This is a genomic window from Hymenobacter puniceus (genome assembly GCF_014333525.1).
In the GTDB taxonomy this organism is placed as follows: Bacteria; Bacteroidota; Bacteroidia; order Cytophagales; family Hymenobacteraceae; genus Hymenobacter.
On sequence record NZ_JACSCX010000001.1, the window covers coordinates 707,496 to 724,417 of the forward strand.

At 60.4% G+C, this 16,922-nt stretch carries 15 protein-coding genes and 1 tRNA gene; 7 read left to right on the plus strand and 9 right to left on the minus strand.

Annotation, left to right across the window (positions count from 1 at the left end):
- The first annotated feature begins 438 nt into the window (after positions 1–438).
- Both H8B14_RS21280 and H8B14_RS03045 read left to right on the plus strand, forming a co-directional pair.
- Entirely contained in the window at positions 439–963 is a 525-nt protein-coding gene (locus H8B14_RS21280) for a helix-turn-helix domain-containing protein (RefSeq protein ID WP_187314114.1), read from the plus strand.
- 270 nt (positions 964–1,233) lie between these two features.
- A complete protein-coding gene (locus tag H8B14_RS03045; RefSeq protein ID WP_315984798.1) occupies positions 1,234–3,555 on the plus strand; it encodes a B12-binding domain-containing radical SAM protein in 2,322 nt (773 codons plus the stop codon).
- A 92-nt stretch (positions 3,556–3,647) separates the two neighbouring features.
- On the opposite strand, the gene H8B14_RS03050 is transcribed toward H8B14_RS03045, so the two are convergent.
- From H8B14_RS03050 to H8B14_RS03060, 3 genes are all read right to left on the minus strand, one after another.
- Complete coding sequence (locus H8B14_RS03050) at positions 3,648–4,730, minus strand: hypothetical protein (RefSeq protein ID WP_187314116.1); 1,083 nt, start codon at positions 4,728–4,730, stop codon at positions 3,648–3,650.
- 122 nt (positions 4,731–4,852) lie between these two features.
- Positions 4,853–5,389 carry a GNAT family N-acetyltransferase gene (locus tag H8B14_RS03055; RefSeq protein ID WP_187314117.1) on the minus strand — a complete coding sequence of 179 codons (537 nt, stop codon included), beginning with the start codon at positions 5,387–5,389 and terminating at the stop codon, positions 4,853–4,855.
- An 85-nt stretch (positions 5,390–5,474) separates the two neighbouring features.
- Positions 5,475–5,717, minus strand: a complete 243-nt coding sequence (locus tag H8B14_RS03060; RefSeq protein WP_187314118.1) for a hypothetical protein — start codon at positions 5,715–5,717, stop codon at positions 5,475–5,477.
- Between the two features lie 210 nt (positions 5,718–5,927).
- Between H8B14_RS03060 and H8B14_RS03065 the strand changes: the two genes are divergently transcribed.
- The 4 genes from H8B14_RS03065 (at position 5,928) to H8B14_RS03080 (ending at position 8,190) form a co-directional block, all read left to right on the plus strand.
- Positions 5,928–6,000: transfer RNA gene (locus H8B14_RS03065), tRNA-Gly, on the plus strand.
- Between the two features lie 253 nt (positions 6,001–6,253).
- The gene (locus H8B14_RS03070; RefSeq protein WP_458363597.1) at positions 6,254–6,913 is read left to right on the plus strand and encodes a dioxygenase family protein; all 660 of its coding nucleotides are present in this window, start codon (positions 6,254–6,256) and stop codon (positions 6,911–6,913) included.
- Between the two features lie 64 nt (positions 6,914–6,977).
- Positions 6,978–7,511: a hypothetical protein gene (locus H8B14_RS03075; protein ID WP_187314120.1), complete on the plus strand. Its 534-nt coding sequence runs from the start codon at positions 6,978–6,980 to the stop codon at positions 7,509–7,511.
- Positions 7,486–8,190, plus strand: a complete 705-nt coding sequence (locus H8B14_RS03080) for a pirin family protein (protein ID WP_187314121.1) — start codon at positions 7,486–7,488, stop codon at positions 8,188–8,190. Before H8B14_RS03075 ends, H8B14_RS03080 begins: the two co-directional genes overlap by 26 nt.
- 3 nt (positions 8,191–8,193) lie before the next feature.
- Here H8B14_RS03080 and H8B14_RS03085 read toward each other — a convergent pair whose 3' ends face one another.
- From H8B14_RS03085 to H8B14_RS03110, 6 genes are all read right to left on the minus strand, one after another.
- The gene (locus H8B14_RS03085; RefSeq protein WP_187314122.1) at positions 8,194–8,940 is read right to left on the minus strand and encodes a LytR/AlgR family response regulator transcription factor; all 747 of its coding nucleotides are present in this window, start codon (positions 8,938–8,940) and stop codon (positions 8,194–8,196) included.
- Positions 8,937–10,055, minus strand: a complete 1,119-nt coding sequence (locus H8B14_RS03090; protein WP_187314123.1) for a sensor histidine kinase — start codon at positions 10,053–10,055, stop codon at positions 8,937–8,939. Before H8B14_RS03090 ends, H8B14_RS03085 begins: the two co-directional genes overlap by 4 nt.
- A gap of 481 nt (positions 10,056–10,536) precedes the next feature.
- Positions 10,537–12,573 (minus strand): excinuclease ABC subunit UvrB, encoded by a 2,037-nt coding sequence (gene uvrB, locus H8B14_RS03095; RefSeq protein WP_187314124.1) that lies wholly within the window; start codon positions 12,571–12,573, stop codon positions 10,537–10,539.
- A 147-nt stretch (positions 12,574–12,720) separates the two neighbouring features.
- Positions 12,721–13,302 carry a hypothetical protein gene (locus H8B14_RS03100; RefSeq protein WP_187314125.1) on the minus strand — a complete coding sequence of 194 codons (582 nt, stop codon included), beginning with the start codon at positions 13,300–13,302 and terminating at the stop codon, positions 12,721–12,723.
- A gap of 47 nt (positions 13,303–13,349) precedes the next feature.
- Positions 13,350–14,996 carry an outer membrane beta-barrel protein gene (locus H8B14_RS03105; protein ID WP_187314126.1) on the minus strand — a complete coding sequence of 549 codons (1,647 nt, stop codon included), beginning with the start codon at positions 14,994–14,996 and terminating at the stop codon, positions 13,350–13,352.
- Positions 14,977–15,576: an RNA polymerase sigma factor gene (locus tag H8B14_RS03110; RefSeq protein ID WP_261989853.1), complete on the minus strand. Its 600-nt coding sequence runs from the start codon at positions 15,574–15,576 to the stop codon at positions 14,977–14,979. The genes H8B14_RS03105 and H8B14_RS03110 overlap by 20 nt, the downstream gene beginning before the upstream one ends.
- Before the next feature lie 556 nt (positions 15,577–16,132).
- Here H8B14_RS03110 and wrbA point away from each other — a divergent pair.
- Positions 16,133–16,747 (plus strand): NAD(P)H:quinone oxidoreductase, encoded by a 615-nt coding sequence (gene wrbA / locus H8B14_RS03115; protein WP_187314127.1) that lies wholly within the window; start codon positions 16,133–16,135, stop codon positions 16,745–16,747.
- Positions 16,748–16,922: the final 175 nt, after the last annotated feature.

Consider the following 16,922-nt stretch of genomic DNA (forward strand, 5'->3'; position numbering starts at 1 on the left):
CCGGAACTGGTATATTTGTCTTTCTGCTTCCTGCTTATGCAACACCCTTCGCTTTCCGCTTTCCTTTCCTCTCAGCTATTGCGCCGCGCCGGCATCATGGCCGGAGTGAGCTTCGGGCTGGCGCTGGCACTGGTCGGCTATCTGTTCGGGGCTTCCGACGACTATTTTTTCAGCCGGTTTTTCAGAGCCTTTTTCGTATTTTTCTGGCTACTGTCCGTAACTTTTCTGGCAGTAGCTCCTTTTGTAAGCTGGGCAGCCGCTAAGTGGCTGACGTCGCCGGGAGTTGCACCGGCTACTGGTCCAGGCCGCAAGCCCCGGGCCGCTCCGGTTCCGGCAACCGTTCGTAAACCTACGCGTACAGTAACTCGGTCAGAAAAACCTTTATAACCCGTGAAAACAACGCTGCTTCATATCAAGAACATGGTTTGCCCACGTTGCGTGGAAGCCGTTCGTACCGTGCTCGAAAAAGCCGGATATCATCCCACCGAAGTAACGCTGGGCCAGGCAATGCTGGAAGAGGACACGCCCGCCGATCTGGCTGCCGTGGCTCCTTTGCTCCGCGAAGCTGGCTTCGACGTGCTGATGGGCCGGGCCGAGCAGATGACTGAGCAAATCAAGGCTGCGCTGGGTGAATACCTGGAGCACCTGCGCACCGCGCGCATGCCCCTGACTACCTCCGCTTTCCTCACCGACCGGTTTGCCGCCACGTATTCGCACCTGAGCAAGGTGTTTTCGCGCACGGCCAACCTTACCATCGAGAAATACCTGATTCGCCTGAAAATTGAGCGGGTAAAGGAAATGTTGAGCTACGGTGAAATGACGCTCAGTGAAATTGCCGACCACATGCGCTACAGCTCCGGCCAGCACCTGAGCAACCAGTTCCGCCAGGTGACCGGCTACTCGGTCAGCGAGTTTCGCCGCGAGCTGCTGCCCAAGCGCATTGCCCTTGATCAACTAGTATAACAGCAACCAGCGGCGCTGATTTATAGCCAACCAATTTTATTGACGGGGCCCCAAGCAGACATCTGTTTGAGGCCCCGTTTTTTTGTGGCTTGCTCAACCCAATGTTCGGGCTGAATCGATATCTGCTTTAGGGGAAAGTAAGGGTGAGGAAGGGTTTCTTAGTCAGATGGTCGGCATCGATAAAGCAGACCAACTCTATTAGCCTGCCCGCAACCTGTTGGGCCGTACCTTTGCGGGCACCTTTGCTGCCGGTTGGCGGTTGTTGTTCCCGTGCCTACTTCTTCGCTCCGCATCCTGCTCATCACGCCGCCGCTCACGCAGCTCAACACCCCTTATCCGGCCACGGCCTACATCAAGGGGTTTCTGGGCGCGCGCGGCTACAGCGTCACGCAGGCCGATCTGGGCTTGGAGCTGGTGCTAAAGCTGTTCTCGAAGCCGGGCCTGACGCGGGTGTTCGACACCATTGCGGCCGGCGCGTTTTCGCTTTCCGACAACGCCCGCCGAATGCTGCGCCTGCGCCAAAGCTACCTGAGTACCATTGAGCCGGTAGTGCGCTTTCTGCAGAACAAGGATAATACCCTCGCGCCCCGCATCTGCCACAGCCGCTTCCTGCCCGAAGGCAGCCGCTTCGACAACATTGCCGACTTGGAAACGGCCTTCGGCACCATGGGCCTCACCGACCAAGCCCGCCATCTGGCCACGCTTTACCTCGAAGACCTCGGCGACTTGATTAAGGAAACCGTGGGGCCACAGTTCGGCTTTTCGCGCTACGCCGAGAAGCTGGCCATGTCGGCCACCACGTTTGATGCGCTGCACGAAGCCCTACAGGCTGCGCCCAACCTGCTCGACCAGATGCTGCAGGAACTGGTAGACGAGCTAGTAGCGCGAGTGCAGCCTGACGTGGCCGGCTTCACGGTGCCTTTTCCCGGCAACCTCTACGGCGCGCTGCGGCTGGCCGGCCGCATCAAGCAGCTCAGCTCCACCACCCGCACCCTGATGGGCGGCGGCTACCCCAACACCGAGTTGCGCCAGATCCGGGAGCCGCGCTTTTTCGATTACATCGACTACCTGACCCTTGACGATGGCGAAGGCCCTTGGCTGCGGCTGTTGGAGTATTTGATTGGAAAAGAAGAACGTCATGCTGAGCTTGCCGAAGCATCTCTACCGCTGGCTAATCTATCGTTTGGCAACGAAGCGGTAGAGATGCTTCGGCAAGCTCAGTATGACAGTTCAAGAGAGCGGACGGACGTTCAGGAAACTCAGCCCTTACCCTTCCAGCGCACCTTTCTGCGTAATGCGGCCGGCGAGGTGGAGTACATCAACCAGCCATTTCCGGACATTCCGCACCCCGAGGTGGGCACGCCGGACTATTCGGATCTGCTGCTAAGTGAGTATCTGTCGGTGATTGAGGTGCTGAACCCCATGCACCGCCTCTGGAGCGACGGGCGCTGGAACAAGCTCACGGTGGCCCACGGTTGCTACTGGAAGCGCTGCTCGTTCTGCGACGTAACGCTGGACTACATTTCGCGTTATGAAACCGCGCCCAGCGCTTTGCTGGTGGATAGAATTGAGCAGATCATTGCTCAGACTGGCCAGACCGGCTTTCACTTCGTGGACGAGGCTGCGCCGCCGCTGGCTTTGCGCGACCTGGCCATCGAGCTGCTGAAGCGCCGCGTGAGCATTACGTGGTGGGGCAATATCCGCTTCGAGAAAACCTTCACGCCCGACTTGTGCCGGCTGCTGGCCGCCTCGGGCTGCATTGCGGTGAGCGGCGGCCTAGAAGTGGCTTCCGACCGGCTCTTGGCTTTGATGGAAAAGGGCGTTACCATTGCCCAGGTGGCCCGCGTCACGGATGGCTTCACGCAGGCCGGCATCATGGTGCACGCCTACCTGATGTATGGCTTCCCGACGGAAACGGCCCAGGAAACCGTGGACAGCCTAGAAGTGGTGCGGCAGCTGTTTGAGGCTGGTATTGTGCAGAGCGGCTACTGGCACCGGTTTTCGATGACCGCGCACTCGCCGGTAGGCAAGAATCCCGCGAAGTACCAAGTAGCCGCCACCGGTCCCGAGCCCGGCCCCTTCGCCTGGAACGACCTTTGGCACGACGACCCCACCGGCACCGACCACGAGCAGTTCGGCCCCGGCCTAGCCAAGGCGCTTTACAACTACCTGCACGGTGTGGCGCTGCACGAGCCGCTTGGCTTCTGGTTTGATTTCCGGGTGCCTAAGTCCACAGTACCGCGCCAGCTGGTTCAGAAGGCGCTGCAGGAACCCGGCAAGCCGGATTTCGCGAAGCAAAACCAGCGGCTGTTCTGGCTGGGCAATGCGCCGGAGTTGCGGCAGGAAAACGGCAAGAAAGGCTCGCGGGCAGTACTCACCTTCTACGAGCAGGCCGAAGACTTTGAAGTAGCCGTGCCGCCCGCTCTCGGCCCCTGGCTGCATGCCCTACTCACGCGCCTCACCACCGACTATGACACGAAAGTGCTGCTGAAAGAGGTGGCGCAGAGCTTCCCGGCCGGCCAGTCGTTCGAGCGGTTTCTGGAATCGGCGGCGTGGCTGACGTTGCGCGAAAAAGGGCTGTTGGTGCTGTAAAAAAGCTGTCATTCCGAGCAGAGTGAGGAATCTGGGTTACTCATTAGAAGCATCCAGATTCCTCGCTCTGCTCGGAATGACAGGTTCTGTAGTTACTTCAGCCAGTCTTCGATGGCAGTGAAGTAGCCCGGGGCAGCGGCAGGCCAGGTCCATTTGCCGTCGGCGCTGGTGCGGCCGGGTAGCACAAATTGGGCGTTGGCTTTTGGAAATATGCGCACCTGCGTAGCCCGGCGGTAGCCAACGGCATTGCGCAGGCGGCGGGCACTGTCTTTCACGTTCAGGGACGTATCAGCGGCGGCGTAGAGGCCCAGTACCGGCACCCGGCGCTGCGCCAGCTGCTGCAGCGGCCGGGCGTCATCAGCGGAAGTTACCGGCACATTTTCCAGCACCATAAAGGCGGCCCGCGGCTTGGCCAGCGTGGCCGCCGGCACTGCCACTAACGCGGCGGCGCCACGCGCCCACATGCCCACCCGCAGCGCATCCACGGCCGAATGCCGGCGCAGAGCCTGCAGCGTAGCGGCAGCCGCCTGCAGCGCCACCGAATCGGCCGGCGTGCCCGCCGCCACGGATACCACCGTCGTGACGAAGCCCTGGCGGGCCAGTTGGTCGGCACGGAGACGGGCGGCGCCTTGATGGGTGTCGTCGGCGAAAAGGGCTATGGCGGGGTGACGGCCCAGCGTATCGGTAGGCACCAGCACCAAAAGGGCCAAGCGGCTGGCGGGCACCTGCAGCGTATCCAACTGGTAGGGACGCGGCTGGGCCTTGCCCCGGCGCACCCACACAAAGTCTGTCCGGATGCTGTCGAGCGTGAACACACCCCGCAGAAAATCACCCTCGCGCACTGCTGATACCTGCATGCCGCCGGTTATACCAGTCTGCTCGAACAGCAGCTGCGGCGCCGCATAGCGCGCATCATCAGCCGGAAAGCTCAACCCCTCATCCTGTGGGAAGCGCATATCGGCTTCCAACTGGCCGGGAATGGTTTCGCGCAGCTCCAGCACCGCCGCCAGCTCGGTTCCCTGGTACGCCACGGTGCCCTCGTAGTGCCCGGTAGGCAACGCCACTGCTGTTTCGCGGCCCGCATCCGACGAGCAGCTTGGCAGCAAGCCCACGGGGGCAGCCCACAGCAGGAGCCGGGCCCAGAAAGATGCGGTGGCGGGCAGGGGAAGATTCACGCGAACAGCTAAGTGGCAGATAGGCAAAGGTAGAGCGGCTTCGGCATTCGTTTTCGCAAGCCGGCTTTGCGGGTATCGGGCGCCTCGCCTTATTCAGGCGCCTCAACACAAAGACACTTGGTTTAGAGCCCTTTGCGCAAAATCAAGTCGTTCTGTACATCGTTGCCGAGTTTGAACTCGTGCTGGCCGGCTGCCTTGAAACCGAAGCGGTGGTAGAATTCCAGTGCCCGCTCGTTTTTTTCCCACACGCCCAGCACCACTGCGCGGCACTTCTGCTGCCGGGCCTCCTCAATGGCACGGCGCATCAGGGCAGCGCCCAAGCCTGTACCGGTCCAGTCTTCCAGCACATACAGGCGCTCTATTTCCAGACGTTCTTCCGGCAGCTTGCCTTCCATTTGCCCCAAGGTAGAATGCAGCCGCAGCTTAGCATAGCCCACTAGCTGCTGCTGCATCCGGGCCAATAGAAACACTACGTCGGGCTCGTTCAGCTCGGCCAGCTGCAGCTCGGGGCTGAAAGCTGCTTCCAGATAAGCCGCCATATCAGCAGGGTCGTTGGTGGCAGCAAAGGTGTCGTGGAATGTCTGGCGGCCCAAGCTGGCGAGCTGAGCGGCTAGCTCGGCAGTGCGTTTGGCAATGGTAATGGTGAGCGGCGAAGACATAGCAGCTGGATTCGGGCAAGATTTTGGAAGATGGCAAAGGTACGCCGGACAGCGTTGCGAGTTACCACCAATTAGCAACGTACACTTAATCCAGCGGATCGTTACCGGGGCGCCATGTGTGCCAGCCGTACCGCAGCAGCAAGCCACTACCAGCCAACAACAGCAAACTCATTAGAAACTCGCGGTTATAGACAGCAGCCGGCCCAGCTTGCTTGTACGCGTAGTAGGTGATGCCCATTCGGAGAAAGAATGCAACCAGCAGCATAAAACCAGCCAGCACAGTCATCATTCCCACAATGCGGCGCGTAACGGGTGGCAACGGAGGCATAGGCAACCAATGGGGGGCTAATGTAAAAAGCTAACGGCGTAATTTCCCGGATAACCCAGAATTTCGCACAAGCATTGATGGAGTGTTAACAGCTTCTACGGCAATTCAGTGCCCTTTAAAAACAGCTTGCCCGTATCGGCCGGCGCGGCAGCTTGCAACGGCAGTTGCATTTCCATTTCTGCCGCGTACTTTTGTTTCACCAAGTAGCAAGCGAGAGTAGCTCAGTTGGTAGAGCATCAGCTTCCCAAGCTGAGGGTCGCGAGTTCGAACCTCGTTTCTCGCTCATTGATTATAGTAGCCGCCATCTGCCTTCCGGGGTGGGTGGCGGCTTTGTTTTAGATGACGGATGCCGACGTCGGCCAGACCTGAAACGGGCATTCTGTAGAGGAACACACGGCGCTGGTCGATTGTAGGCGGGCGTAGGACGGTGGAGCAGCCATATTCGCTTACCATTTCCGGTACGCTAATTCTCTACGACCATGGAAAGAAAGCACTTTCTTAAAAGTTTGCTGTTAGGCGCCGCCTCTGCTCCCGTTATGCTTTCGGCCTGCAGCAAAGAAGCTGATGCCGTTACGCCCACAAGCACGGGCGGCACTACCGGCACGGGCACGGGCAGTTGCGCTGTGGCTCCTACCGAGACCGAGGGCCCGTTCCCAACCAAAGCGCCGGCCTCCTATGTGCGCTCCGACATCCGAGACAGCAAAACCGGCTACCAGATGGCCGTCAACATTACCGTGCAGAACACCAACGCCAGCTGCGCGGCGCTGGCCGGTGCGCTGGTGGATATCTGGCACTGCGACGCCGAGGGCAACTACTCGGAGTATGGTGGCACGGGTATGCAAAGCACCAACTACCAAAACGTGCACTTTCTGCGCGGCCGCCAGACGACCAACGCCAGCGGGGTGGTGTCGTTTACCAGCGTCTTCCCGGGGTGGTACAATGGCCGGGCTACCCACATTCACGTGCACATCTACTCGGCCAGCGGCACGTCGCTTAAAGTCACGCAGATTGCCTTTCCGGAAGGAACCGGCTCGGCGGTAGCGGCTGTGAACGGGTATACCAAAGGCCTGAGTGGCTATACGGCCAACGCGCAGGACAACGTGTTCAGCGACGGGGTGACGCAGCAGCTGGCCACCGTAACGGGCAGCACTACGGCCGGCTTCAATCTGGCCATTACGTTCAGCGTGGCCGCTTGAAGCACTGCCATTTCCTGGTATGCCCGGCGCGTAGTGTGCCGGGCATACCCTTTCGTATTGTTTTATGCCGGCTCCGCGCACCATCACGTTCTGCTACCGCAAGCTCATCGATACCACTACCACCCGGCTCTGGGAAAGGATGGTATTCGAGGACACGTACGCCGAGTTCCGGCTGCAGGCCCAGACGTTCAGTCAAGGCACCGCGCACCACTCGTTTGCCGAGCTGCTCCAGCACGTGCCAGGAGCCGGACAGCTACATTTTCTGGTGAGTGCGGCCGTGCGCGGCTACCTGCCGCAGCTGGGCGGGCGCGTGCCGGACATCGTCGATAATCTAGGGCGCTACTATCTGCGCTTCAGTCAGTTTCAGTTTGAAATCATCAATTCTGACCTGCACGACAAGACGCGGCACCAAGTGGCCATCAGCTTCTACTCCGAGCCGCTGCTCTGGCACGACACCGTGGGGCCGTATCTGCTGCTGTCGGAGCCGGGAGCAGCGGCTGGGCCGGTGCTTACGAGCATGCTGCAGCTGCAGCCTTACCTGGTTATTCATTCTTTGCAAGACGCCAGCACGCATGATACCCCCGACCACGCCCGGTAAAATATTTCTGGCCGATGAGCGGGGCCTGACTGCCACCGCCCAATACCAGCGCTACGCCACCTTCAGCTTCGGCGAGTATGCGCACGCCCACAAAGAAGCGTTTGGGAAACTGCGGGCCTTCAATGAAGAAAGCCTCGCCGGCGGGCAACGCCTAGCGCTACCAGTACCCGAAAACACCTGCGTGCTGCTGCTGCCTATAACGGGCACAGTGCTGGTAGGCACGGCCCCGGGTGAGCTGGCGTCTGCCGAAGTGGAGCAGTTGCACCTGCTGCACCTGCCGGCCGGTGGCACGCTGCATTTTGCCAACCCTTACCCTACCGACGTCATCAGCTTTCTGCATGTGTGGCTGGACGCACTACCGGACCCAATCAGCTCCGCAGTAGTGGAATTTCAGTTCTCTGATCTGCGCAACCAGCTGGCGCCGCTGCTGTCACCTATGGCCAGCACAGGGCCATCTTCCCGGCTGGCATTGGGGCAGTTTGATGGGCGCGCCGAAACCACTTACCGGCTCGCCGATCCGGCAGGCAGCGTATTTGTGTTTGTACTGGTGGGCGCTTTCGAGGTAGAAGGCCGCCTCTTGCACGAGAAGGACGGCCTGGCCCTTTGGGACACGGCGGCCGTTGAGCTGGAAGCCCTCAGCCCCGCTGCGCTAGTGCTTGTAGTGGAGCTGCCGGCCTAGCCGCTAGCGCCAGCGGCTCAGAAACTGGTCGAAGGCCTCGCGGTAGCCGTCGCTCACCGGAATGGTTTCCTCGCCGATCTGCACGGTGCCCCGCCCCACCGAGTGGATGTGGTTCAGCCCCACGATGTACGACCGGTGGATGCGCATGAACTGCCGGGGCGGTAGGCTTTCCTCCAGCGCCTTCAGGCTCGTGAGGGAAAGCAACGGCCGAGCCTCGCCCTGGCGGTACACTTTCACGTAGTCTTTCAGGCCCTCGATGTAGCGAATGGAGCTGTAGGGCACGCGCACCAGCTGGTATTCCACTTTCAAATACAGGTAGTCTTCGGTGGGCTCGGGTGCGGCGGCGGGCGGGGCTGGCGCGGCCACACGCGGCGTGGCGTAGGCCAGGGCGCGCTGCGCGGTCTGCAGAAACTCGTCGTAGGTGAAGGGCTTGAGCAGGTAGTCGAGCGCATCCACTTTGTAGCCTTCCAGCGCATACTGGTTGAAGGCCGTAGTGAATACCACCCGCGGCCCCGTGCTCGCCGGGCCCTGGCTGCCCAGCACGCGGGCCAGCTCCAGGCCGTTGAGGTCGGGCATCTGGATATCGAGGAAAATCAAATCGACGGCGGGCCCCTGCGGCAAACCGCGCAAAGCCGCCACGGCACTCCCGTAGCTGCCCACCAGCTTCAGAAACGGCGTTTTCTCGATAAAGCTACCCACCAGCTTCAGGGCCAGCGGCTCGTCGTCGACGGCAATGCAGTTCAGGATCATGGCAGCAAAGTAAGGGTCAGGTGCACCAGGTATTGGTTTTCCGGCGTGCGTTCGGTGATGCGGAGCGTGTGGCGGCCCGGATACAGCAGCTCCAGACGCCGCCGGGTGTTTGTCAGCCCAATGCCGCTGTTGTGGTCCAAGGAAACCGGCCGGTCGTCGAACACGGTGTTGCGCACTTCCACCTCCAGCGTGTGGGGCGTAGGCTGCCGCACACTGATGGCCACCCGGCTCGGTGCCAGCGCGCTGACGCCATGTTTGAAGGCGTTTTCCACGAAGGTCAGCAGCAGCATTGGGGCCACCGAAACGTCCTGCAGAACCTCGGGGGTATGGTAGTGCACCGTCACGTTGTCGGTGAGGCGGAGTTGCATCAGGTCGAGGTAGTCGCCTACAAACTGCAGCTCCTGGCGTAGCGGCGTGGCGCTGGCCTGCGTTTCGTAGAGCACATAGCGCATCATCCGGGAAAGGCGGTGCAGGGCCTCGCGGGCCTGGTCGCCGTCGAGCAGCGTGAGGGCGTAGATGTTGTTGAGCGTGTTGAAGAAAAAATGCGGGTTGATCTGGGCCTTCAGCCAGGAAAGCTCGGTAGCCATTTTCTCCTGCTCCAGCGCCTGCCGTAGCTGCGCCTCACGCTGTCCACGCTGCACAGCCGCCACGCTGGTTCCCAGCCCCAACACCAACAGCGTAGACAGCAACACGGCCGGGTCCAGCCAGCTGTGGCGCGGCGGGCCCGGTCTGCCAGCCATTCGTGTGGCAGCAGCCGACGGACGCGGTGGCCCGTCTGGTTTCCGGCCATCAAAACTCAGGCCCGGTACAGTAGCATACTGGTTTTCTAGCACCTGCCGCAGCCCGCCGTGGGTGCCTACCACTACTGCCGCCAGCAGGCCCACCAAACCCAGATACAGCCCCACGCGCCCCCGATACAGCAGGCGGGGCACTGCCCACTCCATATTCAGGTACAGAATTCCCAGCGTAACGGCCAGCAGGCCCGTTTTCAGGGAGTAGTGTACGGCTGCGGGGTACTGGCCGGCCGGCTGCGTAAACACCAGCACCCCAAGCAGCAGCCATAGCACCAAGTGAAGCACTAGAGCCTGGGTTGGGCGAAAAGCAGAAAGGTCCATCCGGCAGGTGGCAAGTGAAACGTCTTGCAAGCTACGTACCCCGGCCCCGATTCGCGGCCGCAACTCGCCCCCACCGCCCACGACACCGACCAACGCCCCATTTTCTTCGCTGACTGCCAAGGTAGCTAATCCAAGCTGCGGAGAAGCCGCGTAGCGGCGACAGGTGTGTTGTCCATCCATCGACAGCCGGCAAAAGCCCCGTAGCGGCGACAGATTCGCCGGCAGATAGTCCTACAACCCTGCCGCCGCTATGCGGCTTGTTGCAGGGAACAGCTGACTTACTACACACCTGTCGCCGCTACGCGACTCTTCCGCAACTTGGGTTAGCTATATGAACAGCCGCCGGACTACTACTGGCAAAGTCATCCAAGCGCTTCGACTGGAAGCGGTGCAGCAGCAGTAAGCCACCCGCAAAAAAGGGCGCATCCGGCCAATGCAGCCAGATGCGCCCTTTCGTGAACCATAAAAAGCCAACGGCTCTTTACTCGCGCTTGGTTTTGAGCACCTGCTTTAAGGCCGCCAGCTCGTCGCGGAGCTTGGCGGCAGTGAGGAAGTCCAGGTCTTTGGCGGCGGCTTCCATCTGCTTCTCGGTTTGCTTGATGAGCTTTTCCAGGTCGGTGCGGTTCATCATGGCCACTACTGGCTCGGCGGCAATAGCCAAAGCGCCGTCGGCCTCGGGCCCCACGTACGCCGTGCCCTCCTGAATGCGGTAGTCCGACAGCGAAGTTTGCTCCATGATGGCTTCACGGCTCTTGCGTACCGTGCGCGGCGTAATGCCGTGCTCCTGGTTGTAGGCCAGCTGCGTGGCGCGGCGGCGGTTGGTTTCGTCGATGGCGCGCTGCATGGAGCCGGTCATACGGTCGGCGTACATAATCACCTTGCCCCGGTCATTCCGGGCGGCGCGGCCCATGGTCTGGATCAGGCTGCGCTGGTCGCGCAGGAAGCCTTCCTTATCGGCATCCAGAATGGCTACGAGGCTCACTTCCGGCAAATCGAGGCCCTCTCGGAGCAGGTTTACGCCGATGAGCACGTCGATTTCGCCGAGGCGCAGCTGGCGCAGGATTTCCACCCGGTCCAGCGTTTTCACGTCGGAGTGCACGTAGCTGGACTTGATACCCAGGCGCTCCATGTACTTCTGCAGCTCCTCGGCCATGCGCTTGGTGAGCGTCGTCACGAGCACCCGGTCACCCATTTTCACGCGGTTGTCTACCTCATCTAGCAGGTCATCAATCTGGTTGACGCTGGGTCGCAGGTCGATTTCAGGGTCGAGCAGGCCGGTGGGCCGAATAATCTGCTCCACTACTACGCCGTTGGCCTGGGTAAGCTCGTAGTCGGCGGGCGTGGCCGACACATATACGGCCTGCCGGTACATGCTCTCAAACTCGTTGAACGTGAGCGGGCGGTTGTCGAAGGCCGAGGGCAGCCGGAAACCGTATTCAATGAGGGCCGTTTTGCGGCTCCGGTCGCCGCCCCACATGGCCCGAATCTGCGGCATGGTGGCGTGGCTTTCGTCTACTACCAGCAGATAGTCGTCGGGGAAATAGTCGAGCAGGCAGAACGGCCGGGTGCCGGGCTGGCGACCATCGAAGTAGCGTGAGTAGTTCTCGATGCCCGAGCAGTAGCCCAGCTCCCGAATCATTTCCAGGTCGAACTCGGTGCGCTCCATGATGCGCTTGGCCTCGGAGTCGCGGCCTTCCTTCTCGAAGTAGGCGTGCTGCTGCACCAGATCGAACTGGATTTCCTTGATAGCCTGGTTGAGCGTGTCTTTGCCGGTTACGAACAGCTGCGCCGGGTACAGCGTCACCGATTTTTCGTCGGCCAGCTTCTTGCCACTCTGCGGGTCAATCTTGTGGATGGCCTCGATTTCGTCGCCGAAGAAAAACAGCCGGTAGGCGTGGTCGGCGTAGGCCGGGTACACGTCCACGGTGTCACCCTTCACCCGGAAGGTGCCGCGCGTGAATTCCATTTCGGTGCGCGAGTACAGGATCTGCACAAATTGATAGAGCAGGTTGTTGCGCGAGTATTTCAGACCGGGAGCCAGGTAAATCACGTTTTTGCTGAACTCCTCGGGGTTGCCGATACCATAGATGCACGACACCGATGCAATAACAATCACGTCGCGGCGGCCCGAAAGCAGCGTAGAGGTAGTATGCAGCCGCAGCTTCTCGATTTCCTGGTTGATGGCCAGATCTTTCTCGATGAACACATCAGAGCTGGCAATGTAGGCCTCGGGCTGGTAGTAGTCGTAGTAGCTGATGTAGTACTCGACGGCATTGTTGGGGAAGAACTGCTTGAACTCGCCATAGAGCTGCGCGGCCAACGTTTTGTTGTGGCACAGCACCAGGGCCGGCTTGCCGGTTTCGGCAATAACGTTGGCCATGGTGAAGGTTTTGCCGGTGCCGGTAGCCCCCAGCAGCACCTGCGCCGGCTCGCCACTATTAACGCCCTGCACCAGCTGCTTGATGGCCTGTGGCTGGTCGCCGGTAGGCTGGAATTCCGAGGTGAGTTGGTACTTCATGCAACAGGAAAAGTGGACGCCGGAATGCCCGGCCGCCGGCCAGAAAGCCAGCCTAGCATAACTGCATTAGCAAAGTGTAGGTTTCCCGGCAAACAAAAAAACCTGTCCGGCGGGCGGACAGGTTTTGCTGGAACGTAGCGGCAATGCTCAGCCACCCGGCTGAATCCGGATGATTTTGTTGAGCTCAGCCCATTTCACCAAGCTGTTTGTCTGCATTTGCTGCATCCAGAACTTCTCGGCACAGAGCGGCACTCCCAGATGGCACGACTTGACCATCGTTGGCTGCTCCTGCAGGGCCAGCCGCTGAACGGTAGCCTGCCAGTCCTGCTGGTTGGCCACGGTCATGTCCAGTAGGCGCGGAATGACGGTGAGGGCGCGGGTTTGGTAGTGCAGGTACACGTTGCCGTCTTTCACCGCCTTCCAGGGGCCCGTATTGATGTAGGGCTTGCGGTTCAGCTCCCGCACTACATAGTCGATGCTGTCGGCGGGCAGCGCGGAAATGTAGACCGGGCCCATAATCGACTTGATGACAAAAGACTGACTGTTGAACAGTTGAAAAGTCTGCGGCAGCGTCGTCGTTTCGTGCATGCCCACCAGCAGCTCGCCGGCTACATAGGTGCCGTCGGAACACTCCATAGGCGGGCAGAACGGCAGTTCCGGCTCTACGTCTTCCCTATGGTTGCACGAAGCCACTGCCAATGCCAGCAAGAGAAAGTAGGTGTAGCGCATAAGAAAAGAGCTTTATGAGTGTCGAGTGTCAATACTTCTGTTGCTGATCAGCGGCGGGCTACGGCAGTAGACGTGGCGTTGCCGAACTCCACACTGGCTTCCAGACCCACAGAATAGGGGCGGCTGCGCCGGGTAAAGCTACCGGCCGGCCGGTCGTTGAGAGTATTAAGCCCGGCCTCTACTTTCGGACCCAGCGCCAGGCGCCACGTGGCGTTAGCAGGCTGGTAGCGCACACCGGCCCCGCTTTGCACCGAGCCCAGCACCTTGCGGTAAGGCGAGCTGGTAGAAGCCAAGCTGTAGGTGGTGGTAGCTTCGGGCACACCTTCCAGCTCGGTGCGGGTTTTCAGCAGTACATTCATGGCGGCACCTACTTTGGCATAGAGGGCCCAGCCTTTCTTGGAGTTGGTGGTGTAGCGCACGTTCACGGGCACACTGGCTGTCTGGTAGCGGTAGCGTACATTCCGCAACGCTCTATCTGCATTGGGCCGCAAAGCATTGCCGGTCGGGCTGCGGTCGGCAGTGGCAGCAGCTACTATAGGAGACTTACCATCCAGAAACGCCCAGGAGCTAGCCGAGGTAGCTTGCTGCTGGCCGGCAGCCAAACCGGTTTCCACGGCCCAATGGCGGTTTAGGGTGTAGTTAGCCAGCACGGCCACCTGCTGCCCCAGCCCAGACTGCAGCGTGGAACGATACTCTGAGGCCGCCATTTCGTAGGCTTGCTCCTGAACATCAGCCGACGAGAAACTCACAGAGTTCGAGGATGTGGCACCTGCCCGGGAGGCACGCGAATAGTCGATGTTGGGAGTGAAAGCCGAGGCGGCATAGCCTGCACTCAGCTTCCAGCGCCGACGACGCGCGGGCACGGGCTGCTCTTCCTCCGATAATGCTGCCGGCACCGCCTGCGCTTTAGGCAAAGTGGCCGCCAGTAGCACGGTAGCAGCCGGAGCAGAAGTTGCCACAGCGGGCCGCCCGAAACCATTGGCGGAATTGCCGGCAAACCCGGAGTAGCCCATCATCAACGACTCTGTACTGCCAACAGATGGCCATACCGTAGTGCCGGTGGGCACTGTATAGCCTGCCTCCTGCATCAGCAGAGAACCCAACGTAGCGGCGCCAGGCTGGCGGCTGGTATATCCTCTAAAGCGCTGCTCGGCGCCAGTAGCATCGGCCAAGTAGCCGTTCGGGCGAGTGGCTGCCCTGGCAGCGGCGGTTGGCGGCGCGACAGTTGAGTTATGGGCCAGTGCATAGCCTGTAACATCTGAAGCAACTGGCATTTCAGTTTGTTGGCGGAAGCTGTTGGCGGCAGCCTCAGCCAGGCCGGATTGCAAACGATAACTGTCAGCCTGATAAGTGCGGTCAGCAGGAGCGTCGGTAGCACTTGTGGCAGCGCTGCTGTTTTGGAGGCTGTTAGTAGTGGGTACAGAAGCTGAAGCCACGTCAGTGGTATTCGGCTGCAGCGTCAGCCAGGTGCCGCCGCCAGCCAGCAGCAGCAGCGAGGCGGCAGCGGCCCAGCGGTAGCCCAGCAGACGGCGGCGGTACGTATCGTTTTGCTGCACCAGTAGCTCATGGTCGAGCTGCTCCCAGAGGCTGGCTCGCGGAGTTACTTCCGCTTCGGCAAACTTCTGCCGAAACAGATGTTCCAGGTCGCCGGTCGGGCGTGGGTCAGGGGTATGATTAGGATCGGAAAGTGCCATTCTTGGATTGCGCATCGAGGCGCTCGACTTTAGACTTCAAAATTGCCCGGGCCCGGGAATACTGCGACTTGCTGGTGCCTTCGGAAATACCCAGCATCTCGCCGATTTCTTTGTGGCCGTAGCCTTCGATGGCAAACAGGTTGAACACCATTCGATAGCGGGGCGCCAGCTCCTGTATCATGGCCATCAGGTCTTCGAACCCGTAGTTGGAGAGAGTAAACTCCTCGCCGGCCAGTTCCTCGGGGTAGTCGCCGTCGCTGACTGCTACCAGCGGAGCGTTGCGGCGGTGCTGGCGCAGGGCTGCATTCACCATAATCCGGCGAATCCAGAACTCCAGCGGGCACTCGCGGCGGAAGCTGCTCAGGTTCTTGAACACCGTAATAAACCCTTCCTGCAGCACGTCCTCAGCCTCAAATGTGGTTTGGGCATAGCGCAGGCACACGGCCATCATACGGGCTGCAAATCGTTCGTAGAGGTACTTCTGCATCAGGCGGCTGCCCGCCAGGCAGCCATCGAGCAGCTCAGCCTCGCTGAGTTGGGCAGGCGGGACAAGTGGGCGCACGGCAGAAGGGGGCAGCATGTGAGCTTCCGATGATGCAGCCGGCGCACCGGCCAGCATGCTCCGCAACCCACTCAGAGGCTGCAGCGCCGACGACAGCGCACTCACTTGCCTGGCCGGCCAGCGGCGCCGGTGCCGTGGATAGCGAGCAGGCCCTGAGGTAGCGTACGCTGAGTAAATAAGGAAGACATAGGGCAGAAACAGAGAATCGAAGGATAGCCGGTTGCGGCCCAACGGCCACCACACCCCCAAGAGCCCGGCACGCGGCGCGGCGGTTGCATGTGCAGTTGAATATCCGTAAAAAAAATTACCGCCGCTGCCTCCCTTTTTCTGCTTGGATAACGGTGAGAACCTGACTGGCTGCCAGCCGCTGTGCCAGCAGAGTGATACCTGACTAGCAGCGCGCAGTAGTGTTAGTCGGATGGCTGCTCTAGATAAGGCCGTGGCAGAACCCTTGGGCACAGAACCTTGCTTTCCGGAAGCGAGTATACTGGCTACTCTGCTTGCATGTAGCTACATGCGTGGCTGCCTGCACCTGGTCTTACACTGACATCCTTTCACCTCAACCTTACCGCCCATGAAAACGCTGATTCTATTCTACTCCACTTATGGCCACGTGTTCAAACTGGCCGAGGCTATGGCCGAAGGTGCCCGCGAGGTGGAGGGCAACGAAGTGGTTATCAAGAAAGTACCGGAAACCCTGCCCAAGCAGCTTCTGGACCAGATTGGGGCCACCGAAGCACAGAAGGCTTTCGACCATATCAGCGTAGCTACGCCGGAAGAACTGGCCGACTACGACGCTATTATTGTAGGTGTGCCCACGCGCTACGGCAACATGTGCGGCCAGATGCAGGCTTTCTGGGATGCAACTGGTGGCCTGTGGGCTAAAGGCGCGCTGGTAGGCAAAGTGGGCGGTGCCTTCGTGAGTACTGCTACGCAGCATGGCGGCCAGGAAACCACTATTCGGGCGGTGCATACTATGCAGCTGCACCACGGTTTTGTGCTGGTGGGTTTGCCGTATGCGTGGCAGGGCCAGATGGGCCATGAAACCGTAACGGGCGGCACGCCTTATGGGGCCAGCACCGTGGCCGGTGGCCAGGGCGAGCGGCAACCAAGTGGCAACGAGCTGGAAGGTGCCCGCTACCAAGGACGCCACACCGCTGAAATTGCCAAAAAGCTGAGCGCTAAGTAATACGCGTTTTATTTTCTACGTTTACGTTAGAATCGTTCCGCACACCTCCTGCAACCTAAGCCAACCACTCCGCAACGGGTGGTTGGCTTTTTTTGTCCCCCTGTATCCCGGCTCCTGCCTGTGCCTGCAGCTTTGCTCGCCGCCCAAATACGAGCATGCCTCCGGGCAGGAAGAG